We start from the raw sequence: 23534 nt of genomic DNA, 5'->3' as shown, positions 1-23534 counted from the left end.
CCCAGCTAGATATCCATATCCTCACCCGTGTAATCCACGAATCTGAAATGGCCGGACGGCTCGGCTCTCTGCCCGATCAGGTCCAGAATGCCTTCGGCACTGGTGCGCGGGTGAAGCGGTGCCTTAGCTCCGCCCATATCGGTAGGCATCCAGCCGGGATGGACGCTGAGCACATGGATGCCGCGGTCCTTCAGCGTGACATGGAGCTTCTGCGTGAACATATTGAGCGCGGTCTTGGAGATCGTATACGGATAGCTGCCCGGGTAAGCATTGGTGATACTGCCTGCCTCTGATGAGATATTGATGATTGAAGCATCCGGCCCGGTCAGCAGCGGCAGAAGGTGCTTGACCACCCGCATCGGCCCGTACAGATTGATATCCATGGCACGCTGCATCTCTTCCATATCCAGCGCTTCAAGTGCGGTGTCCGTGGCATTCAGCACTGCGGCATTATTGATGATGACGCCGAGTGTCCGGGCCTGCTCTGTCAGGCTGGCAGCAAGCGCTGCTATTCCGGCCTCGTCCGTCACATCAAGCGTCACAAGAGTAAGCTTATCCCCGTATACTGCCGCCAGATCAGCTAATGCTGCCTGCCCGCGCGTCAGATCCCGCACCCCGGCAATAACAGCATGTCCACGCTCCAGCGCAGCTGCCGCCAATTCAAGGCCCAGTCCGCGTCCCGCCCCTGTAATTAGAATATTCATTGTATTGTTCCTCCTGTCGTAATTCTATTTGTATTGATGACTTTTATTATTCGGTATTGTTAAACCATACCCAACCCATGAAAGGGCTGTCAAGTTTACCGCCAGGACGCCCGCCCAAAAATAAAGAGAATGTCTTCACGACACTCTCCCGCTGCTATGTCTCATTCCCTTAGCCCCTCAGTGCGCGATATAAGCCTCAACTTTATAGCCTGGCCCGCTGCTGGTTAATGTGGCGTTATAGTAGCCCATATTCCCGCCGGGCTTGCATTTGTAGTCCCCGGAGCAGCCGGTGACGAAGAATTTGGTCTTGGTGTACCCCGGATAGATGTTGTTCAGCTTCCGGTAGAATTTGTGCCCGTGATGAGTGAAGATCGCCAGCACCTTCTCTCTGGCTTTTGCCGGAATGGCCGTGAAGAACTTGGAGGTCTCGGCCGCGCTGAGCACATGGCTGGAATCCACCGTAATGCCCTGCACCCGCAGCGGCCAATGGAAATCAATAATATAGAAATACCTGTCATCCAGATTACGCAGCAGATTGAGGCTGGCCGGCGTGAATTGCCCCAGTGCGCAATCCAGCCATACATATCTCACCTTGCCCTGCGTTCCCGGGAAATTCATCTGTCCGGCCACCGCCCCTAAATACTGGGTGAACAACGACCGTGTGCTGGCCTCCCAATTCCCGATCGACGCCTTGTAAGGGATGCTTCCCAGCGTACTGGTAACGGTGTCCTTGAATTCCTTATAGTACGTCCCGGCGTTATTCCCGTGATCCGCCCCCGCCTGGGTGTTATCTCCCCCGAAGATGATAAACCGTTTGTTCCCGCTGCCCACTGCCTTAGGCAAAAGACTCTTAAAGATGCTCAAGCTGTTCCCATATCCCACGTGACTGTCACCAAACACCGCAAATTCAACTGTCTGCACCTTGATTCTGCGCTTCACTCCGGGTACAGCCTGCCGCTTGGCGCGAAGCCCCCGCTTCCGTGCCGGTCTTGCCCGTCTCTTCATCTCGCACCACCCCACCTCATCAAAATAGCTTCAGAATACATAGTAGTCTCTACTATTTATATGCGGGAGGAATTGGCTGCTCTTGGACCTGTGGAGCCTTCCTGATCTGCCTCCGGCAATCAATTCGCCCGTAGCGAAGTGATCTGCTTGGCCAGATACTGCGGCGTATACGGCATATCCTCCCGAAGCCAGGCGATGATGGTACCAATGAGGGCCGCCGAGCCATACCACACAGCAATGTCCTTCTGTACCGTTACTTCAGAAGCGTCATGCGCGCTAACCCTGCTCTCCACCCGTGCAGAAATAATGTCTGCCATCAGTTTAAACAGCCGGTCGGTAAATATCGTGCTCTTCCGCGATGTAAGTACGATTTTGTAGAATTTGGCGTTCTCTGCAATATGCACAAGCAGGTGCTCCAGCATCGGCCACTTCTCTTGCTGTGCGGCTTCCATAAAGTCCGGATCCTCTCTCACCACTTCCAGAACCTCCTCAGCCATATCATCCGCCATTTTCTCCAGCATATCCGGGATATCCCGGTAATGCAGATAGAAGGTCACACGGTTAATTTGGGCCCGCTGCGCAAGGCGGTTGACGGTAATTTTCTCAATACTCATCTCTTCCATCAGCTCTATTAGAGCCTCTTTAAGAAATTGGCGTGTACGAAGGACACGCGGATCTGTCCGCTCGGCGGAATTCGTCATTTCTGTTCTCTCCAATCTGTGCTGCCCAAGTGCAGGCTACAATTTCACTCGAAAGTGTCGTTTTTTTACTACATACACTACACATGTCCTCTAAGTGTAAACTAATTTACATTTTCCCGAAAATCGTTGCTTGATTACATGATATTTTCATCTATAATCTACTTTATACATTGTAAACTATACGACACATTGTAAATTTAGTCCATGAGTTGGCGGTTTGAAAGGATGAAGAATAGTGAGTAACAAGACAGCAAGCAAAGAAGCCCCATCCATTTCCAAGGGACCTATTCTTTTCGTAATGATTCTGGGTGCCTTTCTGGCTACACTAAATCAGACCATCATGAGCGTGGCTACACCGGAGCTGATGCATGACTTCAATATTACGGCGGCCACGGCCCAGTGGCTCACTACCGGCTATATGCTGGTTAACGGTGTGCTGATTCCCATTACGGCCTATCTGATGCAGCGCTTCACTACACGGGAGCTGTTCCAGGCCTCGATGTTTATTTTCTTTGCGGGTACCCTTGTATCGGCGCTCGCGGGAAGCTTCCCGGTGCTGCTGACCGGACGGATGATTCAGGCTGCCGGTGCCGGCATTATCATGCCGCTGCTCACCCAGGTTATTTTGACCCTCTTCCCGCGTGAGAAAAGAGGCGCCGCCATGGGGATGGTCGGGCTGGCTATTATCTTCGCCCCGGCCATCGGCCCTACGCTGGCCGGATATATTATGGAGCGTTATTCTTGGGAGATGATGTTCTACGGCATGCTTCCGCTCACGGTTATGGTCATCGTATGCGGTTTTATTTATCTGAGAAATGTGGCCGAGCGTTCTTTTCCCAAAATCGATATCACCAGCGTAATCCTGTCCACCATCGGATTCGGCACCCTGCTCTACGGCTTCAGCCGGGCAGCCAGTGCTGGCTGGTCCAGCGCAGAGGTGCTATTGTCGCTGGCCGCCGGCGCCGTGTCGCTAGGATTATTCATATGGAAGCAGCTCACCTCCGTGAGCCCGCTGCTGGATCTGCGGGCCTTCCAATACAATATGTTCTCCTTGACCACCGTCATCAGTGTGGCGGTTACGATTGTGATGTATGCGGATATGATGCTGCTGCCGCTCTATCTGCAGAATGCTCGCGGCTTCACCGCTATGGAATCCGGCCTGCTGCTGCTGCCCGGCGCGGTGATTATGGGGGCGCTGATGCCGGTCACCGGCAAGCTGTTCGACCGCTTCGGAGCGAAATGGCTCGCCATTATCGGCCTGACGATCACGATTCTGACTACACTCAGCTTCGTGAATCTTACAGACTCGACAAGCTACAGTTATCTGATGCTGATGTCCACCGGCCGCCGGATCGGAATGGCCTTGCTGCTGATGCCTATTCAGACCCTCGGGCTGAATCAGCTGCCCTCCAGGCTGAATTCACATGGTACAGCGATCTCCAATACCGTAAGGCAGGTTGCCGGCGCAGTAGGTACCTCTCTGCTGGTCACCGTGATGACCAGCCGTACCGCCACCCACTTCCAGGAACTCGCAGCCAGCGGCGGAGCTGCCGGCGAGACTCAGCAGCATATGGTCATGGAGGCTTCCATCCAGGGCATCAACGATTCCTATCTGATTATTGTGGGCATCGGAATAATCGGGCTGATCCTCTCCTTCTTCATTAAGCAGGTGGGGCAGGCCAAAGAACCGGGTGTGAAGCAGAAGATTGTTGTCGCTGAGGAAGTCTAAGGAGAGCACCTGATGCTGTGCTGTTTCAGAGGCTGCAGACAGAAGAAGACCCGCGGAGCGCACTCCACGGGTCTTCTTCTGCACCCTCGCATATACGTAGCGCTTATAGTACAATGATATCCTGACTGCATATTATTAAGAAAAGTAAGAGGTGCCCGAATGGCTATTAATTTCACAAGACCGGTGCTGGAACGTTTAAACCAGGAGATCGCAGAGATGGAAGCTGGTATTACAGAGCTGCAGAAGAAGACCCGCAAGACCAAGCTCAAGATCTACCAGCTGGAAAAAGACTGCAAGCTAAGCTCATCCCCAAGCTCCCTCAGCAGTAAAATGAGCCGCATTACCAAGCTGCAGGCCGAACTCAAAAAAATCTCCCAGCAGCAGCTAGAGCTGTCCAAGGAGATTAACAAAAAGAAAACGCTACGCGCCCAGCTGCCTTCTGCGGAGTAATCCCAGACTGCTGTTCCGGCTGCTTCCAATGCAAGCGGCTGCCGTTATCTTGAGAGGCTTAGCCGGACACGCATCCAGATTAACAAATAAATTACGCATAAGAACATCCAAAAGCCATTAGCAAATATACTCTGCTCCAGAACTACGGACAAAAGGATATGGTATGCGCAAGTGAATATCAGCAGTGATACTAACGCTACTGTCATCGTTCTGCCGGATACCTGCTTCGGAAGACTGATTTTGGAAAGAAAATAAGCAGCGGCTACCGCTACAGTGATCGATAATACGATTCTCAGCGTCTGATTCTCCAGCACATCGTGCAAGGTAATGATAGCCGCCAGCATAAGAAAACCTGCAACGACCTGCAACTTGCCTCTGGTCTTCATTTAATCCCTCCTGGATACATGATTAAATCTCTATTTCCTGTTATTTTATCCCACAATATCCCTGTATGTCTGTGATCTATGGCAATTTATCATGCGGAAATTAAATGCAGAAAGAACCAAAGGAACGGATTCCCTTGGTTCTTTGTTATTTCGTCATTTCATTATTTCAATCTGGCGGATCTGGACTGAGGCTGGTTATTCACTGCGCAGGGCAGTCACCGGGTCCTTCTTCGCCGCCATCTTGGCCGGAATAGCTCCGCCCAGCATAGTGAGCAGGACGCTGATGACACCAAGAATGAGCGCGTGGAGCGGATTCAGCTGGGCGACATTTTTCAGCTCCGTCAGGTTGTAGAGGATTGCATTGACCGGGATGGTCAGCAGATAAGTGATGCCGATGCCCAGAATCCCCGAGCATGCCCCGATAATGAAGGTCTCGGCATTGAACACCCGCGTGATATCCTTCTTACGGGCACCCAGTGCACGCAGTACGCCGATCTCCTTCGTACGTTCCATTACGGAGATATAAGTAATGATCGCAATCATGATCAGGGAGACCACCAGGGAAATCGCCGCAAAAGCAACCAGCACCATCGTAATCCCGTCCATAATTCCGCCGGAAATATTCGTCACAATCGCCGCAAGATCGGTGTACTGCACCTGATCCTCCGCCGCTTTGCCTTCATTCCACTTATCGAGATAAGCCGTTACAGATTCCTTGGCGCTGAAATCAATCGGATACAGCGAGACTGCGCTTGGAATATCCGTGGCCCCCAGCGCTGCAAGGGCATTCTCCTTCGTCATGGATGACATGTTGGCTGCCGCTGCCATTCCGGCGTTCACGAGCGGCATCTCGCCCATTCCGGTACTGGAGCCCCCGCCTGCGACCCCCTCCGACAAGGCTTGCCCCGTCAATACATTGATATCGGATTTCTCTTGTGCGAGTACAATTTCCGACTTCTGTGCATCTGCAATGAAGGAAGCCGCCAGCTCATCGGAGTAGACCAGGCCGGGCGACAGCGTTGAGATTGTCGACCCCTCCTGTGCGCGCAGCACACCGACAATATTAAGTGTTACTGCCTTGGGGCTGTTGTAGAGGTCATTCAGATTTCCTCCGGTTGCATTGACTACAAACTGTTCACCATTTTGCTTATAATAATCATTGTTCATGACCAGCTTGAGCGGAGTTCCGACCAGATCACTCAGATTGATACTCTTTGCTTCATAATCCAGTCCAAGCGCATTCACTGCTCCATCGGTCAGACGGTTGTACTGATCCACGATCAGCACAAGATCCGTCTTCTCTGTCGGGAATTTCCCCTCCAGCAGATCATAGTATTGCTCCAGATAGCTGCCCGAGGCACTGCCCTGTTTGCTTGGATACGGTGCTACTGTGATCTTGCTTTTATCCAGAACCGACGCCTTGTCCCCATTCTTCACCAGCCAGTTCATATTCACGGTACGGGTGTAAGAGACGCCGTCAATCAGCTTGGGATCGATTCCGTCAAGGTACTCGATATACTCCTTGGTCAGCACGTTCGTGTGGATGGCTGAATTCACCGTAGGGTCGTATGGATACAGCTTTTTCTCAGCCGGATAGGAGGGGAGCTCCGTTGTTTCCTGCCCTGGAGGACCTGCATTCTGCAAATTCATTGCCGTCTGGTTGATGGAGATCGGGAAGTTGGATAAGGCCCCGGTTTCATAGGAGCTGATCTGTTTGTCGAAGCCATTGGACAGGGACAGGATCAGGGCAATACCGATAATTCCGATACTGGAGGCAAAAGCGGTCAACCCCGTGCGCCATTTCTTGGTGGCAATGTTTTTGCCGGATAATTTGAGGGCTGTGAAAAAGCTCATGCTTGTCTGCTTCAGCTTATAAGCACTTGAGGTCTTCTGTGTAGGCAGCGGATTGCTGTCCGAGATCGCATGACCATCCGAGAAGCGGATCACGCGGTCTGCATAGTTCTCTGCCAGCTCAGGGTTGTGGGTAACCATGATGACGAGCTTATCCTCGGCAATCGACTTGATCAGCTCCATGATCTGCTCACTGGTCTCCGAATCCAGAGCTCCGGTAGGCTCATCGGCCAGGATAATATCCGGATTGTTCGCGAGCGCACGGGCAATCGCCACACGCTGCATCTGTCCGCCTGAGAGCTGGTTCGGCTTTTTGTGCACATGATCCTTAAGTCCGACCTTCTCCAGTACCTCCAGCGCCTTGCGGTGCTTCTCGGCTGAAGATACCCCGCTGAGTGTCATCCCCATCTCCACGTTGTCCGTGATGCTTAAGTGCGAGATCAGATTATAGCTCTGAAAAATAAAGCCGACACTGTTATTGCGGTACGCATCCCACTCGCTGTCCTTGAAGCGCTCCGTCGATTGGCCGTTAATGATCAGCTCTCCGCTGTCATACTGATCCAGTCCGCCGACGATATTAAGCAGCGTGGTCTTACCTGAGCCGCTCTGGCCCAGAATCGCAACGAACTCACTTTCTCTGAAATTGAGATTTACTTTATCCAGTGCAACTTGAGTGAATTCACCGGTCTTATAGCTCTTGGTAATGTTTTTTAATTGCAGCATTGTCCAGTCTCCCTTTCCATTCCTATACTCTTATTCTCTGTAGGTGCGACGCACTTCCTGTCCTGCTGTTCCCCAGTATAATCGTCCAATATAAACTAAACCTAAACTCCCGGTTGAGATTAAGTTGATCTTGATGAGGTATACTTAAAAAAAAACCACAGAACATCTATACAGGCTATACGTTCTATAACATGGAACCGTTCCAGGAGGAGAACCTATGTTTACTATTCTTGTAGTGGAGGATGACGCCAAGCTGCGGCAGCTTTTCTGTACTGTACTGACCAGACACGGCTACCGCACGGTTCCGGCTGTGAATGGCGAGGATGCGCTGGCGATGCTGGATAAGGATTATATCGATCTGATGATCTGCGATATTATGATGCCCGTGATGGACGGCTTCGAGCTGACACGGATGATCCGGGACAACAACAGTCAGCTTCCGGTCCTGATGGTGACGGCGCGGGAGAATTTTGCCGATAAGCAGCAGGGCTTCCTCGTTGGCATTGATGATTATATGGTCAAGCCGGTCAATGTGAATGAGATGCTCCTGCGTGTCGGGGCGCTGCTGCGCCGGGCCAAAATCATCAGCGAACGCAAAATCGAATGGGCAGAAACGGTGCTCGACTATGATACGTTAACCGTGATTCAGGGGCCAGAGCGCATCGTGCTGCCGCAGAAGGAATTCTATCTCCTCTATAAAATGATCTCTTATCCGAATAAAATTTTCACCAAGCAGCAGCTCATGGATGAAATCTGGGGGATGGACTCCGAGTCGGATGAGCATACGGTGGTGGTTCACATTAACCGGCTGCGGGAGCGTTTCAGGGACAATCCGGATTTTGAAATCGTCACGGTCAGAGGGCTTGGCTATAAGGCGGTGAAGCAGGGATGATTCGGAGAAGAGACAGGGGGCTATGGTGGTATTTCGTCTCAATGGTGTTCGTGATCATTCTATTCTTTGTCTTCATCCTGGGAATCACAGCCTTCTTGTATTACCGGCTGGGCAATCATACCAGGGAGCACGGCAATCCGTTTCCGCCTGTTCTCACGATGATGCTGTTCAGCCTGGTCGTCGGGACCACGATCACTATCCTGGTAGGCAAGAAGATCCTGGCCCCGATTACAGACTTCAGCAAGGCAGCCAAAGAGATTGCAGACGGCAACTTCAATATCTACCTGAATGAGTCCCACCGGATCAATGAGATCAGTGAGGTGGCACATCATTTCAACCTTATGGTTCAGGAGCTACGCAGCATCGAGACCCTCCGCAATGACTTCGTCGTGAATGTGTCTCATGAATTCAAGACGCCCATTGCCGCAATCGAAGGGTACGCCATGCTGCTGCAGGAAGAGAATCTGAGCAAGGAGGAGCATGACGAATACACCGGAATGATCATTGAAAGCTCACGGCAGCTCTCCAACCTGTCCGGTAACATCCTCAAGATATCCAAGCTGGAGAACCAGGAGATGCTCTCCGAACTGGCCGAATATCCGCTGGACGAGCAGCTCCGCCAGGCCCTGCTGCTGCTGGAATCCCTCTGGTCCGCCAAGCAGCTGAATCTGGATATTGAGCTGGATGAGCAGCGGTATTATGGCAACGAGGAGCTGATGATGCAGGTGTGGCTTAATGTGCTCGGCAATGCGATCAAGTTCACGCCGGAGGGCGGAACGATCTCGGTCGCGCTCCACCCGGACGGGGCCTGGATCTCGGTGGTCATCGCGGACACCGGCATCGGCATGACCCCGAAGGTGCGCAAGCACATCTTCGAGAAGTTCTACCAGGGCGACCCCGCCCGCGCCGCCGGGGGCAACGGCCTCGGCCTGCCGCTCGCTGCGCGCATCATCAGCCTGAGCAAAGGCACCATTGAGGTGCGCAGCGAGCCGGGCCAAGGCTCGGCGTTCACGATCAAGCTGCCGCGAGGCGGGGCTTGAGGGGAAGGCGGCCGGGGGGCGCGGCTGACCGAATGGCCGCCGGGGGGCGCGGCTTGAGGGGTTGGGCGTGCGCCCTTTTGTGGCCGCTTGCGGGGGATCAGAGGGATTTATCCCTCCTATTTCCTCCCCGCGCCCACTTTTGGCGGGATCAGAGGGATTTATCCCTCTTATTTCCTCCCCGCGCCCACTTTCGGCGGGATCAGAGGGATTTATCCCTCCTATTTCCTCCCCACGCCCACTTTTGGCGGGATCAGAGGGATTTATCCCTCTCATTTCCTCCCCACGCCCACTTTTGGCGCGATCAGAGGGATTTATCCCTCTCGTTTCCTCCCCGCGCCCACTTTTGGCGGGATCAGAGGGATTTATCCCTCTCATTTCCTCCCCACGCCCACTTTCGGCGGGATCAGAGGGATTTATCCCTCTCGTTTCCTCCCCGCGCCCACTTTTGGCGGGATCAGGCGTTACTATCTACCATATCTCATTATCCATAATAGATGGAACAAGCTCATACCGGCAGATTCTATTACTTCCTTGTAACAAGACAGGCGTAAGCTTGCCTTTGTCACACAAACTATTCAAGTTTTTCTTCACCGTTCGCGGATCAATACCAAGCCCCTTCACCACATCCACCGGCCGTATCATGCCATTCATCCGGCTCGCCATCCGCAGCATGTCACGCTCTATCCTCGTAAACTGGCCGCTTCCCTCCGAACTGGTTTTCAACAAACTTGGGGTTAGCAAAGCTTTCAGCAGGGAGATGGTCTGCTCCGGTGCAGACTCCAGATCATCGTACGGGATGGCGATGACGCGGTATCCGGCAATCTGCAGATACATCTCCCGGTTCAGCTCCTGGCGGTAGCGGGTCCGGTCCGTGTTCTGAACATGCGGCCCATATCCTTTGATCTCAATAGCGAATTTAACCTGTCCCGGCTTCCACACAAAATCCACAAAATACGGCCTGCCCCGCCAGTCTGCTACCTCGTACTCCGGATGAAGATCATCCAACTTCCCGAAAATCGGCCACCATACCCGCTCCACAAACATTTGCTCCCCATGCCGATGGCCCCGGTCCAGCCGGTCCAGACGTTCCCCTGTCCTGCGTTTCTTATGATACTCCAGCCATCTCTGATGCTCTTCAGCAAATCCCATTTCTCTCTTCCTCCTCTATAAAATCAGGCATATTCGCGCACAAAAAATCCCGCACCCAATCAATCAAGGTGCGGGATGTGCTTCATCCGTTTTACAAATTATAGTATCGCCACACTGCAACCGTCAATAACATCCTTCACCGGTGGTAGTGTAAGTTGGCATACATGTGGACGTAATGCGAGCATAGCAGCATAACCAGCAGCTATACTCCCCGCCGCAACCCTACTTCCCCTCCGCCCAGCACATCCGCTCTGCTCTTACGGCTTCGCCGGACTCTATGGCCTTCTCGATCATCTTGCCGAGGTATACATCCTGCGAAGCTTCCTCCAGTCCATAGAAGCCGGGGCCGCCAGCCGCATAGAGGGCCATCTTGTCCAGACAGGACGCAATGGCGAGCTCGTCATCGTACAGCCGGGCAGGGATGAACGGATTAGTATAGTGCCATTGCTCTCCGCAAATAATTCCCTGGAGGTAATAGCCTTCGGCATTCTCCTGTTCTCCACGGTTGATGCGCTTCAGCTCCATTTGCAGAGGCACCAGATTCTCCTGCTGGATCAGCACCCGGTTGTCGAAGATCTCCCCGCGTTCTCCGCGCACGCTAAGATGATTCGAGCGCGTCCAGGAGCGGTGCTGGTCCTTGGTGAAATCGTAAATGCCTAAGCAGTCTCCGAAATCCAGCCAGGCCAGTTCCCTGTGCAGCGGAATCAGCTTGTCTTCAGCCGGAGGGCCGCTGCGGGTTGGGCCGCCGACCCAGCTGGAGTCGAACCGCATCCCCCGGATGACCGCCTCCCCGAACCCAATGCCAAGCATCCTGCGCATCAGGGCTGCCCCATGATACAGATGGGATACCGAAACCGTCGTCTCGGTGATTCTGCCCAGCCTGCCGGAGCGGATCAATGACAGCCGTGCTTCTTGAACCGGATGGTACGGGTACTGCTCTGCGACCTGTATCCAAGCCCCGTGCACGGTCAGCTCCTTGTGCAGCTGCTCCAGCTCTTCCAGACTGGAGGCAGGCGGCGTCTCTGTAAGTGCCGGAAGGCCAATCTCGGCCAGCCGGTACAAATAGTTCATTGCCGCCCCGCCGCTGACGGAGACTACTGCGAAATCCGGGTCCTCACTGCGCAGCAGCTCGTCAAGGGAGCGGTATGTCTGAACACCCCACGCCGTTTCTATCTCCTGTCCCTGGGCCCGGTCCCTGACTACAAGGCCGCCGATCCGGAACAGGTCCGGCAAGGCCCGGGCAATTCGTAAATAATACTGTGCGCGGAATCCCCCTCCGCCGATAATGCTGAAGTTAACGGGCATACCCCTGTCCTCCTTGATGACTCATTGATGTTGATGCAGCTCAGCCGCAAGTCCCTGCTCCGTCATCGCGGCTTCTATCATCATACTTGTCTCTAGCGGATTATATGTGTCATCATTTGATCAGCTCCGTGGGATTCATCCCGGTGATCTTCTTGAATAGCGTGCTGAAATAAGGAATGTTCTTGTAGCCAACCCGCTCCGCCACTTCATAGACCAGCATATTGCGTTCCATGAGCAGCTCCCTGGCCTTCTCAATCCGTACCCGGGTCAGATAGTTGTTGAAGGTCTCCCCGGTAATGTTCTTGAAAATAATCGACAAATGATTCCGGGAGATGAACACTTTATCCGACAGATCAGCCAGCGTAAGCTCCTCGGCATAATGCTCATGAATGTAGTTCGTCATGAAATCAACGACCTGCCGGTGCTTGCTGCTGCCTTTCCATTGGCGGCTGGCACAGATGGCTGTGATTTTGGCGGACAACCAGCCTGCCAGCTGGTCGGGTATGGCCAGGTTGCCGATCTCCTGGGCAATCTGGTCATTGGTGAACAGATCATCAAGCACGAATCCGGACTCATACAGGGAGTAGGTGATAATGCCCCATAGCTCGCTGCCGAGCATCTGTACGTAGCTGGCGGAGACCCCTTGCTGCGCTTGCAGCTCGGTAATGTATCCGTATACAAGCTGCTGCGCCTCCGCCTCCTGTGAAGCCTTCATCGCGGCGGCCAGCTTGTAGGAGAACTTTACCGGGAAGAGCACCCCGCGGTCCTGCCCGCTGCTGTGGCTCTCCCGGTAGCAGTACACCTCATAGGCCGGACTGATCCGTAAGGCTCCGTGATCCATAGCGCGGAACGCCTCCTCCGTCGATTCTGGAATCTTCGTCCAGGTATCCTTCAGTCCTCCAATCCCTATGCGGACTACCAGCCTGAGATACGAGTGGATGCTGTCGACCAGCCGGGTCCCCAGCTCCTCGAGCTGCTGCGTGCATTCTGCCTCAGGATGAATAATCAGCAAGGCCCGGTAGCTGTTCAGCTCGGTGTATTCCATATTAGCGTAATGCTTGCGCGTAACCTCACAGGCAATGTTACTGACTGCGAAGCGCAGCAGATTCCAGTCCGAGACCGAGAAGGAACTGGCCCGGTCATCACGGATCAGCTCGATCCCGATGCTTGCATGCCTGCCTTCCAGCCAATAATGATACGAAGGCGGAAGATGGGAATTGTTCCGGTATGAAGGCTCCAGGGTGCCGACCGCAGCGGACCGGACCCATTCCTTCTCGACAAAAGGCTCATACAGCATCATTTTCAGCTCCAGCTCGCCTTGTCTGATCACCTTCTCCTGCTCTCTGAGCAGCTCTGCAATAACCTTGTGAAGGATCGTTCTAAGCGTAGGCAGGCTGATCGGCTTGGAGACATAGTCACTGACCTGAAGCCGAAGGGCTTGTCTGGCATGCTCGAAGTCTGAATAACCGCTCAGAATAATGATTTTGCCCTTGAAGCCCTCGTTCCTTAATTGCTCCATCATCTCCAGGCCGCTCATTACCGGCATATAGATATCCGTGATTACAATGTCCGGGCTGGTTGCCCGGATCATCGCCAGACCATCTTCCCCGTTCAGCGCCTCACCGGCCCATTCCGCCCCCAGCTCCTCCCATGGAATCGCCCGTTTCATCCCTTGAAGTACCTGGCGCTCATCGTCAATAATAGCGATCTTCCACATCATGTCTGCCTCCTTAAGCTTCTCTGGCCCGCAGCAGCCTTATCAGCCTTCCTTCGCAGCGAGAGAAGCAGTCAGTATCTGTGCCGGAGCCTCTGTGAGCAGCGGCAGAACAATCTCTACCCGGGTCCCTCCCTCTTCACGTTCCTGCAGCGTAACCCCGTAGTCTTTTCCGAAATATCCGGCAATCCGCTCTCTCACATTCCGTATGCCATAGCCGCCGGTATGCCGCCTGTGCGGCCGCGCCTCCGGCTGCTTCAGGCCTGCCCCGTTATCATCAATTATAATCTGCAGCGTCTCCTCTACCTTAGTTAAGGAGATCGACACATGGCCGCTGCGCTGCTTATTGAAGCCGTGTACAATGGAATTCTCCACGAACGGCTGCAGGGTGAGCTTGGGAAGATAAGCCTCCTGAAGCCCCGGTTCCACCTCGATGGTGTACTCCAGACCGTCGCCCCAGCGGAGCTGCTGGATTTCGAGATAACACTGGATGTGCTGCAATTCCTCCGATACCATGATGAAGCTCGCCCCGTTGGATAAGCCGATCCTGAACATCTGGCCCATCAGCTCCAGAATCCGGCTCAGCTCATCCTGCCCGGCCTCAATGGCCATCCAGTTAAGCTGGTCCAGCATATTGTAGAGAAAATGGGGATTGATATTGGCCTGCAAGGCCTCAATCTCCGCTTTGCGCTGCTGCTCATACCGCCGCTCCAGCGACAGGTACAGCTCCTCGATACGCTCGGTCTGCTTGCGGTAGCCGGAGAATAAATAACCGAATTCATTCTCGTAGTCGCTTGGCAGCTCCTCCTTGTGCCCGCCGACTGAATATATTCTCATAGCGCTTACAAGCTGCTTAATCGGCTTGGAGAATTGCCTGCTCAGATAATGCGTCAATAGCAGGACCAGCAGAATCGCTCCAATCCCGATCAGCCCGATCCATTCCGCCAGTTCCAGACTGCTTGCCGTAATCTGCTTCCAGGAGGTGAACTCAATCAGCGTCCAGATGGAATTATCCATTCTGGAGTAGACCAGCAGCGTATTGCCGGTATCCTTATCGCCGGGAATGTGGACATAGCCGGATTTGTTGCTCTTGAGGTCGATCCATTTCGACCACTCGCTCTGCTCCAGCGTCTCCCCGATGCTCAGAATCTGCTTGCCGGCGCTGTCCGCCATGATCCGGTTCGACCCGGAGGAGTTGCCGGTCAGCAGCGCACGGATTTCCCTGGCTTTGATATGAACGACAAGCACACCGAGATAGTCGTTCTCGTTCATGATTTTCCGGGCGAAGCTAAGCACTGGAATGTCTCCCTGCACACTGGGAATGGAATGTTCCCCCGACCAGGCGAAATCGCTTTTCACCAGATTCCTGGCCCAGGACTGCTTATCCAGATCGAGAATATTGCGGAATTGAATATAGCTCTGCCCGCTGCTCGGCATCGGCTGATCCATATAGAGGTCAATCCCCTGAATTAACGGAATGGCATAGGTTAGATTGCCGAGCGCACTCTCAACGCTTATACGCTTGCGGTACCGTTCGAAATCATCCTGCCTGTTCAAGAGAAAGGTCGTCAGCTCGTTGTCCCGTGAGGTGGAGAGTGAGATCTGCTCGATCATATCCAGCCGGGTGGTAATCTCATTGTTCAACTCATCCAGCAGCCGCTGCTGATAGTGGGAGGTGGTCTGCACAAGGGCTTTGGAGGAATTGCTGTAGCTGGTCCAAGCCGTAACCGCTATCACCAGAATAATTATAATGGCAAAGCTGTGAAAAAACAGACGGTCGATCCTGTACTTTTTAAAAGGATTGGTCAAGTGATCCCCTTCCTTCGCCTCCGGCTCACAAGAAATAAACGGTAAAGCGTCGAATAAGGCTCAGGCGCTTTACCGTTATCGGACGGATGTTTTTTAAAAATATAAGAATTTATATGTTGCACACGATAACTTATCCTTCTATTTCTCGCTGAAACGGTACCGCCCTTTAAAAGGACGGCAAAGTCGTTTCCACTTGCATCTTATCCCTTTATGCCTGTTGTCGCAATCCCGTCCACAAAATACTTTTGCAGGAAGGTGAACACAAGCGTTGCCGGAACAATAGAGACAAGCGACATGGCCAGAAGCTGGCCCCACTCGGCTGCAGACTGGGAGTCATTAATCATACGCAGCGCAAGGCCCACCGTGTATTTGTCTACCGTGTTGATGTACAGGAGGTGTCCCAGGAAGTCATCCCAGTTCCACAGGAAGCAGAAGATCGTCACCGTAACGACCGCCGGGAAGGCCAGCGGCATGACCACTCTCCAGAAAATTCCGAACCAGGAGCAGCCGTCGATTTTGGCCGATTCGTCCAGCTCCTTGGGCACACCGCGGATGAACTGGATCAGCAGGAAGACGAAGAAGCTTCCGCCGGCCCCGCCCGCCAGCAGATGGGGAACGACAAACGGCAAATACGTGTTCACCCAGCCCAGCTGATGGAACAAGGCGTACTGGGGAATGATCAGCACCTGGCCCGGCATCATCAGTGTCAGCATCAGAATCGAGAACCAGAATTTCTTCAGCGGAAAATCCAGTCTGGCGAACCCGAAGGCAACCAGCGTGCAGGATAACAGCGTTGCGATCAGCACCATAATTTCCAGCCAGAAGGTGTTGAGGTAGAAATCAGTGAACGTATGTCCGGGCACCGAGTTCCAGCCTTTGGTGAAGTTCTCCCACTGCGGAACGGACGGGAAGATTCCCGGTGAACTCAGCTCGGTGCTGTCCTTCAGCGAAGCTCCGATCCACCAGACAATCGGATAGACCATGATGAAGCTGAAGAGAATCATGAACACATGCCGGAATGCAGGCTTCCAATTCAGAGTTGTCATTTGCGTTTTTTCCCTCCAGTGTCAGTCTCATAGAATACCCAGTACTTCGAGGTGTAGGAGATCAGCAGCGTTGCAGCGACGATCGCGACCAGCATAATCCAGGCCAGTGCAGAAGCGTAGCCCAGCTCGTACCGGCTGAAGGCCCGTTCATACAAATACATGGCATATACATATGTAGCGTTCATCGGACCGCCATTCGTAATCACGAAGGCCGAGGTGAACATCTGGAAGGCGTTGATCACGGCCATGATCAGGTTGAAGTATAGAATCGGCGACAGCATAGGCAGTGTAATGCGGAAGAATTGAATGAACCTGTTCGCCCCGTCTACCGAGGAAGCTTCATACAAGTCATTGGGAATCTGCTTCAACCCTGCCAGGAAAATAACCATGGTGGAGCCGAATTGCCAGACGGTCAGCAGAATCAGTGTGCTAAGCGCGGTGTCGGGATTGGTAATCCAGCTTTTGCCCTCGATGCCGAAGACAGCAATCAGCTTGTTGAAAATCCCGTCTACCCCGAAGATGTTGCGCCAGAGCAGCGATACCCCGATACTGCCTCCGATTAGAGAAGGGAAATAGATCGCTGTGCGGTAGACGCTGATCCCTCTGACCGCTCTGCTGAGTATCATGGCCACGAGCAGGGCCGCAATCAGCTTAAGGGGCACGGAGGCCAGCACATACATGACTGTGACTTTGGCGGATTGAATGAATTTGGGGTCTGCGGTGAAAATCCGTTCGTAATTGCGGGACCCGATCCATTTCATCGGCTGCATCAGGGTGTAGTCGGTAAACGAATAGTACAGGGATAAGAACAACGGATACGCCGTCAGTACCAGGAACCCGATCAGCCAGGGCGAAATAAACAAATAGCCTGCAAGCGGAGCGTTCCACCGGCTTTTGAAATAGGAGCTTTTTTTCGGCGCTGGCGAGGCTTGGGCTAAAGTGGTTGTGGAGCGGTTCATCTGTGGTCACCTCTTGTGGTCAATTTGTATAGCTTAAGTATAGTATTGGCCCACACTCCGGCTAAAGGAGGGCAATGCTCGAATTCTTTCAAAATATAACGATTAATTCGAAAACACGAGTATAGCCGCGTTATAAAAAGATAAAGCCCGGAACATTGCTGTCCCGGGCTTACAGTTCATACCTTATTTCTCGTAGGATAGCGAGGCTTCCTTCAGCTGCTTGAACGCCTCTTCCGGTGTGGATTTACCGAAGCTGAGCTGGTCACGGACCAGTACCCAGTCTTTATCCACGAAGTTCGTCCAGCCGCCGGCTCCGGCCGACCAGGTCTGGCCATCCGGCTCCGTAGCACGGAGCAAGCCTAAGCCTACCTTATCCAGATCGCTCATATTCGCTTCCAGCAGAGCGGCGTTATCCTTGTTGGCCGGGAGGCCACGGAAGGTCTTGGTGATTTGGGCAGCCTCAGCATCATTCACGAACCAGTTGATGAATTTCTTGGCTTCTTCAGCATGCTTGGAGTTCTTGGAGACTGCCATGTACATCGACGGCTTCAGCCAGCCTCCGGCCTCTTCGGCACGTGGCATGGTTACAAGTGCGTAGGCTCCTGGCTTAATGCTGTCCCAGGTTCCCAGATTGTTGGAGAAGCTGTAACGGAACAGCACCTTGCCTGCTGCGAGCAGATCCATTTGCGGATCATTCTCCTTATCGGAGGCATTCACATCCGCCGGAGGAACAAGCCCTTCCTTGCGGAGCTCTTCGAACTTGCGGGTCCAGTCCAGATAGGTGGCTTCATCCACGTTGAAGTGACCGTCATCCGTGATGACCTGCCCTTTGCCTCTGGCATACTGATACGCCGAGTACATGAAATAGTTACCTGCATAGTCGAGGGTGAAATATTGACCCTTCGGCAGCTTGGACTTGGATTCCTTCGCTAAAGCGAAGAACTCATCCCAGGTCCAGCCGTTGGCCGGATTCGCAATCCCCAGCTTATCCATAGCCGCTTTATCATATACCATACCGAAGGCTACGGAACCGAGCGGAACAGCGTACTGCTTGCCGTCAAGCTGTCCGCCGGACAGCAGCTTCGTATCGAATTTGCTGACATCCACCTCAGGAGCCAGGTCGGCCAATTGCTGGCGGGCCATCCAGTCCGGCATCCAGCCCGGGTCAAGCTGAACCACATCGGGTGCATTGTTGGCCGCAGCCTGCGTGGATAATTTGTCCAGATAACCGTCCATACCGGAATACTCCGGCTCAAAGGTTACGTTCGGATTATTCTTCGTGTACAATTCCAGGGCGGCGAGGGTAGCTTCGTGACGCGGCTGGGAGCCCCACCACATAATCCGCAGCTTGACCGGCTCATTGGTGCTTGGCGCTTCCGTTGCAGCAGCCGTCGCAGCAGCATTGGTGCCGGCAGGTGCTTCTGTAGCCCCTCCTGCATTGTTTACTTTATTCCCTCCGCCGCCGCAGGCAGCCAGTGTACCTAATATCGCTGTCATCGCCAGGACCGAAAGAGAACGCTTCCATTTCAACATCTTTAACCCTCCTGTATACATCTGTATTCTCTTGCTACATTGCTATAGTAACAAGACAGGTTGGAAGTTCATAGGAGAGCGATGCACGAATTCTTATAAAATCTTACGAATATGCCGTCCTGCAGACAGGCCATAAACATTCAAGGGCTGCTCCGCTATGCTAAGATAGCGAAACAGCCCTGAGTGTCAACTCTGCGTTACTTACTTCATCATACTGGCAGCAATGCCGATAAGCTCATCCTTCGTTAGCTCCGCATTCTCCTGGCCGGAGATCACAGAATAGATAACCTTTGCACCGGGGTCAGACCAAACCAGCTTATACTTATACCCCAAGTCAAGTTCCTTGTTGCCGGAGTCATCCGAAAAAACGGCTTGTCTGCCTTCGATTTCAATATTTTCCATCTTTGTATGTTCACTCCACGACAGCGGATCTGCCGGGTTTTGGTTGTCATCCACACGCGAGACACTGATTCTTACCTGGACCTCCCCCTTCTTGTATACCAGTGAGGAATACGGGTAGGCAATGTTCTCCGCCTTCTCCACTCTCCAGGTTAACCGGAAGCTGTCTCCCAGGTCTCTCTCGTTTCCGCCTTCCAGCTCCTGCACATCCGGAACTTTTAAGAAAGAAGGCTTGATGATTGCCTCGTCCAGGGCATACCCTTCCGGCAGATACGCCGGCTGCTCCAGGACCAGAGCGTTGTACTTCTCTACACTGGTCTTATAGGCGGTATAGTCCTTGAACGTGAGGGGCGGACGGTACATGTTCATACTCCCCTCTCCCTCCTCGTCTTCACGCGTAATTACATAGGTGGCATACTCTCCAGGAAGCAGCAGCTCCTTCATAAGCTCTGCCCCTTTTGAATACTTCTGGTTATAGAGAATACTTAGCTTCTGGTTGGCTTCATCCTCTATACCCGGCTGTGCTTCTGGAATATAAGGCTTCAAGGGTTCTTTCGCCTTCTCAATCAGCGTTCCGCCGGAAGCCGTCGCCGGAAGCGGCTGATACGGCAGCACCTTATACCGGGCTCCGGCCCCTTGCCGGACCTCATCCGAACTCTGGGCTTCAGCCCCTTGCTGAAGTTTGCCGGAGAACTGGGTGTAGCCGCCGCCCAGCAAGACCAATGCCAGGACCGCCGCCGCCCAGCTCTTCACCGGAATCCGCTTCTGTCTCCGCCCGGTTCTTGTTTCCATTCTGCGCATTACTTTTGGTTCTTCTCCGCTTGGCGGAAGGGTCTGCAGCAGGTTCTCGTCTTCTTCAGCAGACAAGGCCCCCTCAAGCCCGAGCGCCTTCATGACTGGTTCATGAACATCAACGGTGTTCCAATGTGCTGAACGGTCACCCTCCTTCAGAAACTGCTCCTCCGGCGTTAATTCACGCTTGCCCATAATTGTTTCTCCTTTCTCTCAATCGCTTTTTTCAGCTTTCCCCTCGTCCGTTCATATCTTTTGCGTACGGTAGCCGTACTCACACCCAGAATTTCACTGATTTCCGCAAATGATTTATCTTCATAAATCCGCAGGATCAACAAATTCCGGTCGTCCACACCGAGCTTCGCCAGGGCGGCCGCGACAGGCTCGCTGAACAGCCGGTTATGGGCCGTCTGCTCGGCGCTCTTCACCGTAACCTCCTGCAGGAGCAGCTTCCGCACCTGTTGCTGGAATTTCTGCCGCCGCAGCAGGTTCAGACAGTGATGGTAAGCAATTTTGTAGAGCCATGATGCGAAATCTGCCTGCGGCTTGTACTGTCCGATATTCTGGTAGGCCTTGATCAGGATGTCCTGTACCGCATCTTCCGCCTCTTCCTTGTTATTCAGCAAGCGATAGCAGTAGAGGTAAATCCGCTGCTGGTATAGCCTGATCACATCGGAGTAAAGGCCTCCTTCCCCGTCCTGTATCCTCTTAATCTTGTCTCCAATAGCGTCCACGATAGTCTCCTTTCTGCGAAACATATAGATATAACACATGAGCAGTATGTAATGTGACAATGATCTTATTTACGGCTCCACAGCAAAAAAAGAGACCCCCAGATGAACTCTGTTGATCTCTCCGTTGCAGAACCTATGAACCTGTAAGCTTCCAAAACCGTCTGTCTGTCTACTCTATTCCAGCTCGACCGTCTGATTCAGATTCAGCTTGTCCGTGTCCTGGCCGGTCATCCGCTTGAACATGTATACCGCCTTCTCGGCCAGGTTGCCGCTCTTCCAGTACTCCGCCGCTTCGGCATGGACTTTAATCAGAATCACATCCGGGTCATCATAGCTTGTCTTCAGGAACGTATCGTACCCTGCACTCCAGAGCTCTTTCTTCTTGTTCACGTCGGTTACAATCTCAGCCGTTCCACGGATGGAGACATAGGACTTATCTGCATAGACCACGTTCACCCGGGGATCATACAGAATCTCCCCGAACTTGCTCGTATCCTTCTTGGTCAGGAACCACAAGTCTCCGTCGAATTCAACCTCCTGTGTCTTCATGGGCCGGGAGACCAGCCCTTCCTCCGAAATCGTGGTAAGCATAGCCATATCAATACCCTTGATCAGCTTGCGGACCGTCTCAACGGCTTCCTCGTGACTATGGTGTGTAGTTGACATCTTAACCGCCTCTTTTCTTCCAGGATAGGGAATAGGTTGTCCAAATGCATAGCATTTATTAACCAGAAAAGACGAAGCGTTACCGGATGTTCACCTATCCTTGCGGACTAACATCTCACATGTTTGCGTTTGAAGCCGGTCCGTCCTTTGTCCACAGCCTTCATAATATTATCGTAAGCGCTGATAAGCTTGCTCTTCGGCTTGTCCTTGCCCACCTCGACCGGACCCACCCGCTCCGCCGTCTCACATGCCAGATCATGCAGCGGTGAATAGGACACGGCTACGGTATACATAAAATTGTTCATAGAGTACCGGGTACGCTCCGGGGAGTCATGAATGGTCTTACCCACAAGCTCCAGCATCCCGGCCAGCTTGTCGCGCTGGAACTCCTGATCCGGGCGGCTTCCCAGCAGCCAGCAGTAACAGCTCCAGCCTGCCGACATTCTAAGATCCTCTCCGCTCCTGATCCACTCATCCGCCACCTGCTGGGCAATATCTGCTTCAGCCAAGGTGACAGCCACCACGAAATCGGACAGCATATAGAAATAAGCCCCGTCCATCCAGCGGTTATAGTCCGCCTCTGTCATCCCGTTCGGGTCGGCAATGATCCCGGCAAAATACATCGCATCATAATTACCTGTGGCATACAGCTCCTCAGCCAGCGCCTGATTGATTCCGGTTTGCTTGAAGATCGGTTTCATGGCACCGGTAGCCACACCAAATAGCGGTTCCCGTGCGCCGTTTGCGGTATATATCTTCTTGGTCCGTTCCTTGCCAAGCGCTTCAAGCTCCTGCATGACCTGTTCTGCATTCATTGAACGTTCCTCCTTTTAGCTACCTCTCGTCCTCCGCCGGAATATCCGGCAAGTCGGGCCGTCCCTCGGGGTACGTCTGCTGCCCGAGCTGGTCGCCAATCCACGCTTTGCCGTCCTCGCCGGTTTCTTTTTTCCAGATCGGGACGATTTGCTTGATCCGCTCAATCACGTATTCATTCGCTTCATAGGCAGCCTTACGGTGGGGCGAGGAGACTGCGATGACCACGGCAATATCGGTAATCTCCAGCCTGCCGATCCGGTGGGTGACTGCAACCTTCGTATCCGGCCAGCGCTCCAGCACTTCCTGCCCGATGCGCTTCAGCTGCGTTACAGCCATGGACGGGTATGCTTCATATTCAAGATACAAGGTTTTCTTCCCCTGCGTGAACTCACGCACCGTCCCGATGAATAAGGTAATCGCCCCGGCTTCTCTGCGCAGAACTTTATCGGATACCTCAGCGGGTATAATCGCGGACTCTGTAATTTCAAATAACGAATGGCCCATTCGCTCACTTCCCTTCGATAGATGCAGCAGCTGCTCATATTGCTCGGGTGTATCTATATCTGCCGCGAAATCTTCCTCTAACCCCGCACCGGCCAGCTCATCCCTTCCCACCCCTAGCCAGTGCATTGATTCTAATAAACCAGCCAGCCGGTACTCACGGTTCGCAAGTCTTGCTGTAATGTCCGGCAAGATCCGGTGCGCCCGGTATACGCCATGCAGCATCTGATGCTTGCCGCCAATCACCGGCAGAACCGCATCATAACCGCCTGCTTCCAGCCGGGCAAGCATCCATGAGGCGGCCGGAGCTGATATATCAGGGCTGTCACAGCTTACCACCCAGGCATAGTCCGTCTCCGCGCTGGCAAAAGCGGCATGAAATCCGCTCAGCGGCCCATGCCCGGCATAGACATCCGGTATATATTGAATATCCAATGGAAGATGTTCCAGATACGGGGAAGGATCGTTCGTGACTACAATCACGCTGGAGCACAGGGTCTGCAGCTCCCTCACCTGCCGGACAATGAACGGTTCCCCGTGGTAAGTCAGGAGGGCTTTATTGCGGCCCTGCATCCGGGAGTTCTGTCCGCCCGCCAGTATAATTCCTGTCAGCACCAAGGGCACCTCCTG

Annotated in this window: 21 protein-coding genes and 1 pseudogene; 4 read left to right on the top strand and 18 right to left on the bottom strand. The window is 53.3% G+C overall.

All coding sequences use genetic code 11. The features are described 5' to 3' along the window. Positions 1 to 5 precede the first annotated feature (5 nt). The 3 genes from MKX51_RS06440 to MKX51_RS06430 all read right to left on the bottom strand — a co-directional run bounded on the left by MKX51_RS06440 (position 6) and on the right by MKX51_RS06430 (position 2410). The gene (locus tag MKX51_RS06440; protein ID WP_340991647.1) at positions 6 to 704 is read right to left on the bottom strand and encodes an SDR family NAD(P)-dependent oxidoreductase; all 699 of its coding nucleotides are present in this window, start codon (positions 702 to 704) and stop codon (positions 6 to 8) included. A gap of 177 nt (positions 705 to 881) precedes the next feature. Continuing rightward, positions 882 to 1709, bottom strand: coding sequence for a metallophosphoesterase family protein (locus MKX51_RS06435; RefSeq protein ID WP_340942939.1), 828 nt, complete (start codon positions 1707 to 1709; stop codon positions 882 to 884). Between the two features lie 119 nt (positions 1710 to 1828). Then, entirely contained in the window at positions 1829 to 2410 is a 582-nt protein-coding gene (locus MKX51_RS06430) for a TetR/AcrR family transcriptional regulator (RefSeq protein WP_340991646.1), read from the bottom strand. Between the two features lie 298 nt (positions 2411 to 2708). On the opposite strand from MKX51_RS06430, the gene MKX51_RS06425 reads away from it, so the two are divergent. Both MKX51_RS06425 and MKX51_RS06420 read left to right on the top strand, forming a co-directional pair. Next, positions 2709 to 4139, top strand: coding sequence for a DHA2 family efflux MFS transporter permease subunit (locus tag MKX51_RS06425; protein WP_340995531.1), 1431 nt, complete (start codon positions 2709 to 2711; stop codon positions 4137 to 4139). 159 nt (positions 4140 to 4298) lie between these two features. Beyond that, on the top strand, positions 4299 to 4589 hold the full coding sequence (locus tag MKX51_RS06420; RefSeq protein WP_340991644.1) for a hypothetical protein: 291 nt from the start codon (positions 4299 to 4301) through the stop codon (positions 4587 to 4589). 44 nt (positions 4590 to 4633) lie between these two features. Here MKX51_RS06420 and MKX51_RS06415 read toward each other — a convergent pair whose 3' ends face one another. Together MKX51_RS06415 and MKX51_RS06410 are read right to left on the bottom strand one after the other, a co-directional pair. Then, positions 4634 to 4975, bottom strand: a complete 342-nt coding sequence (locus MKX51_RS06415; protein WP_340942943.1) for a hypothetical protein — start codon at positions 4973 to 4975, stop codon at positions 4634 to 4636. Between the two features lie 195 nt (positions 4976 to 5170). Further along, positions 5171 to 7549 (bottom strand): ABC transporter ATP-binding protein/permease, encoded by a 2379-nt coding sequence (locus MKX51_RS06410; protein WP_340991642.1) that lies wholly within the window; start codon positions 7547 to 7549, stop codon positions 5171 to 5173. A 217-nt stretch (positions 7550 to 7766) separates the two neighbouring features. Between MKX51_RS06410 and MKX51_RS06405 the strand changes: the two genes are divergently transcribed. Beyond that, positions 7767 to 8441 carry a response regulator transcription factor gene (locus MKX51_RS06405; protein ID WP_340991641.1) on the top strand — a complete coding sequence of 225 codons (675 nt, stop codon included), beginning with the start codon at positions 7767 to 7769 and terminating at the stop codon, positions 8439 to 8441. Beyond that, a complete protein-coding gene (locus tag MKX51_RS06400) occupies positions 8438 to 9481 on the top strand; it encodes a HAMP domain-containing sensor histidine kinase (RefSeq protein WP_340991639.1) in 1044 nt (347 codons plus the stop codon). The genes MKX51_RS06405 and MKX51_RS06400 overlap by 4 nt, the downstream gene beginning before the upstream one ends. A gap of 468 nt (positions 9482 to 9949) precedes the next feature. On the opposite strand, the gene MKX51_RS06395 is transcribed toward MKX51_RS06400, so the two are convergent. The 13 genes and pseudogenes from MKX51_RS06395 to mobA form a co-directional block, all read right to left on the bottom strand. Continuing rightward, positions 9950 to 10630: an RAP domain-containing protein gene (locus MKX51_RS06395; protein ID WP_340991638.1), complete on the bottom strand. Its 681-nt coding sequence runs from the start codon at positions 10628 to 10630 to the stop codon at positions 9950 to 9952. A 222-nt stretch (positions 10631 to 10852) separates the two neighbouring features. Continuing rightward, positions 10853 to 11935, bottom strand: a complete 1083-nt coding sequence (locus tag MKX51_RS06390; RefSeq protein WP_340991636.1) for a Gfo/Idh/MocA family protein — start codon at positions 11933 to 11935, stop codon at positions 10853 to 10855. Between the two features lie 112 nt (positions 11936 to 12047). Next, a complete protein-coding gene (locus MKX51_RS06385; protein ID WP_340995529.1) occupies positions 12048 to 13652 on the bottom strand; it encodes a response regulator transcription factor in 1605 nt (534 codons plus the stop codon). 42 nt (positions 13653 to 13694) lie between these two features. Beyond that, positions 13695 to 15458, bottom strand: coding sequence for a sensor histidine kinase (locus MKX51_RS06380; RefSeq protein ID WP_340991634.1), 1764 nt, complete (start codon positions 15456 to 15458; stop codon positions 13695 to 13697). A gap of 200 nt (positions 15459 to 15658) precedes the next feature. Then, complete coding sequence (locus MKX51_RS06375) at positions 15659 to 16504, bottom strand: carbohydrate ABC transporter permease (protein ID WP_340942957.1); 846 nt, start codon at positions 16502 to 16504, stop codon at positions 15659 to 15661. After that, on the bottom strand, positions 16501 to 17463 hold the full coding sequence (locus tag MKX51_RS06370) for a carbohydrate ABC transporter permease (RefSeq protein ID WP_340942958.1): 963 nt from the start codon (positions 17461 to 17463) through the stop codon (positions 16501 to 16503). Before MKX51_RS06370 ends, MKX51_RS06375 begins: the two co-directional genes overlap by 4 nt. Positions 17464 to 17646: 183 nt before the next feature. Beyond that, on the bottom strand, positions 17647 to 18996 hold the full coding sequence (locus tag MKX51_RS06365) for an ABC transporter substrate-binding protein (RefSeq protein ID WP_340991633.1): 1350 nt from the start codon (positions 18994 to 18996) through the stop codon (positions 17647 to 17649). Between the two features lie 201 nt (positions 18997 to 19197). After that, positions 19198 to 20382, bottom strand: coding sequence for a DUF4367 domain-containing protein (locus MKX51_RS06360; RefSeq protein WP_340991632.1), 1185 nt, complete (start codon positions 20380 to 20382; stop codon positions 19198 to 19200). Continuing rightward, positions 20364 to 20921: an RNA polymerase sigma factor gene (locus MKX51_RS06355; RefSeq protein ID WP_340991631.1), complete on the bottom strand. Its 558-nt coding sequence runs from the start codon at positions 20919 to 20921 to the stop codon at positions 20364 to 20366. Before MKX51_RS06355 ends, MKX51_RS06360 begins: the two co-directional genes overlap by 19 nt. A gap of 174 nt (positions 20922 to 21095) precedes the next feature. Beyond that, positions 21096 to 21587: a pyridoxamine 5'-phosphate oxidase family protein gene (locus MKX51_RS06350; RefSeq protein ID WP_340942965.1), complete on the bottom strand. Its 492-nt coding sequence runs from the start codon at positions 21585 to 21587 to the stop codon at positions 21096 to 21098. A gap of 107 nt (positions 21588 to 21694) precedes the next feature. Beyond that, positions 21695 to 22402, bottom strand: coding sequence for a DNA alkylation repair protein (locus tag MKX51_RS06345; protein WP_340991630.1), 708 nt, complete (start codon positions 22400 to 22402; stop codon positions 21695 to 21697). 19 nt (positions 22403 to 22421) lie between these two features. Beyond that, the gene (locus MKX51_RS06340; protein ID WP_340944684.1) at positions 22422 to 22907 is read right to left on the bottom strand and encodes a molybdenum cofactor biosynthesis protein MoaE; all 486 of its coding nucleotides are present in this window, start codon (positions 22905 to 22907) and stop codon (positions 22422 to 22424) included. 171 nt (positions 22908 to 23078) lie between these two features. Beyond that, positions 23079 to 23519: pseudogene (mobA, locus tag MKX51_RS06335) on the bottom strand (molybdenum cofactor guanylyltransferase); the annotation flags it as partial. Positions 23520 to 23534: the final 15 nt, after the last annotated feature.

The organism is Paenibacillus sp. FSL M7-0420 (genome assembly GCF_038002345.1).
Lineage (GTDB): Bacteria > Bacillota > Bacilli > Paenibacillales > Paenibacillaceae > Paenibacillus_AQ.
Note: the sequence above shows the minus strand (reverse complement) of the source record. Positions and strands in the feature narration are given on the sequence as shown.

Bases quoted from the DNA above. Each gene is read 5' to 3' on its own strand.
- MKX51_RS06440 (WP_340991647.1), bottom strand. From the start codon at position 704: ATGAATATTCTAATTACAGGGGCGGGACGCGGACTGGGCCTTGAATTG.
- MKX51_RS06435 (WP_340942939.1), bottom strand. From the start codon at position 1,709: ATGAAGAGACGGGCAAGACCGGCACGGAAGCGGGGGCTTCGCGCCAAG.
- MKX51_RS06430 (WP_340991646.1), bottom strand. From the start codon at position 2,410: ATGACGAATTCCGCCGAGCGGACAGATCCGCGTGTCCTTCGTACACGC.
- MKX51_RS06425 (WP_340995531.1), top strand. From the start codon at position 2,709: ATGATTCTGGGTGCCTTTCTGGCTACACTAAATCAGACCATCATGAGC.
- MKX51_RS06420 (WP_340991644.1), top strand. From the start codon at position 4,299: ATGGCTATTAATTTCACAAGACCGGTGCTGGAACGTTTAAACCAGGAG.
- MKX51_RS06415 (WP_340942943.1), bottom strand. From the start codon at position 4,975: ATGAAGACCAGAGGCAAGTTGCAGGTCGTTGCAGGTTTTCTTATGCTG.
- MKX51_RS06410 (WP_340991642.1), bottom strand. From the start codon at position 7,549: ATGCTGCAATTAAAAAACATTACCAAGAGCTATAAGACCGGTGAATTC.
- MKX51_RS06405 (WP_340991641.1), top strand. From the start codon at position 7,767: ATGTTTACTATTCTTGTAGTGGAGGATGACGCCAAGCTGCGGCAGCTT.
- MKX51_RS06400 (WP_340991639.1), top strand. From the start codon at position 8,438: ATGATTCGGAGAAGAGACAGGGGGCTATGGTGGTATTTCGTCTCAATG.
- MKX51_RS06395 (WP_340991638.1), bottom strand. From the start codon at position 10,630: ATGGGATTTGCTGAAGAGCATCAGAGATGGCTGGAGTATCATAAGAAA.
- MKX51_RS06390 (WP_340991636.1), bottom strand. From the start codon at position 11,935: ATGCCCGTTAACTTCAGCATTATCGGCGGAGGGGGATTCCGCGCACAG.
- MKX51_RS06385 (WP_340995529.1), bottom strand. From the start codon at position 13,652: ATGTGGAAGATCGCTATTATTGACGATGAGCGCCAGGTACTTCAAGGG.
- MKX51_RS06375 (WP_340942957.1), bottom strand. From the start codon at position 16,504: ATGACAACTCTGAATTGGAAGCCTGCATTCCGGCATGTGTTCATGATT.
- MKX51_RS06370 (WP_340942958.1), bottom strand. From the start codon at position 17,463: ATGAACCGCTCCACAACCACTTTAGCCCAAGCCTCGCCAGCGCCGAAA.
- MKX51_RS06365 (WP_340991633.1), bottom strand. From the start codon at position 18,996: ATGTTGAAATGGAAGCGTTCTCTTTCGGTCCTGGCGATGACAGCGATA.
- MKX51_RS06360 (WP_340991632.1), bottom strand. From the start codon at position 20,382: ATGGGCAAGCGTGAATTAACGCCGGAGGAGCAGTTTCTGAAGGAGGGT.
- MKX51_RS06350 (WP_340942965.1), bottom strand. From the start codon at position 21,587: ATGTCAACTACACACCATAGTCACGAGGAAGCCGTTGAGACGGTCCGC.
- MKX51_RS06345 (WP_340991630.1), bottom strand. From the start codon at position 22,402: ATGAATGCAGAACAGGTCATGCAGGAGCTTGAAGCGCTTGGCAAGGAA.
- MKX51_RS06340 (WP_340944684.1), bottom strand. From the start codon at position 22,907: ATGGGCCATTCGTTATTTGAAATTACAGAGTCCGCGATTATACCCGCT.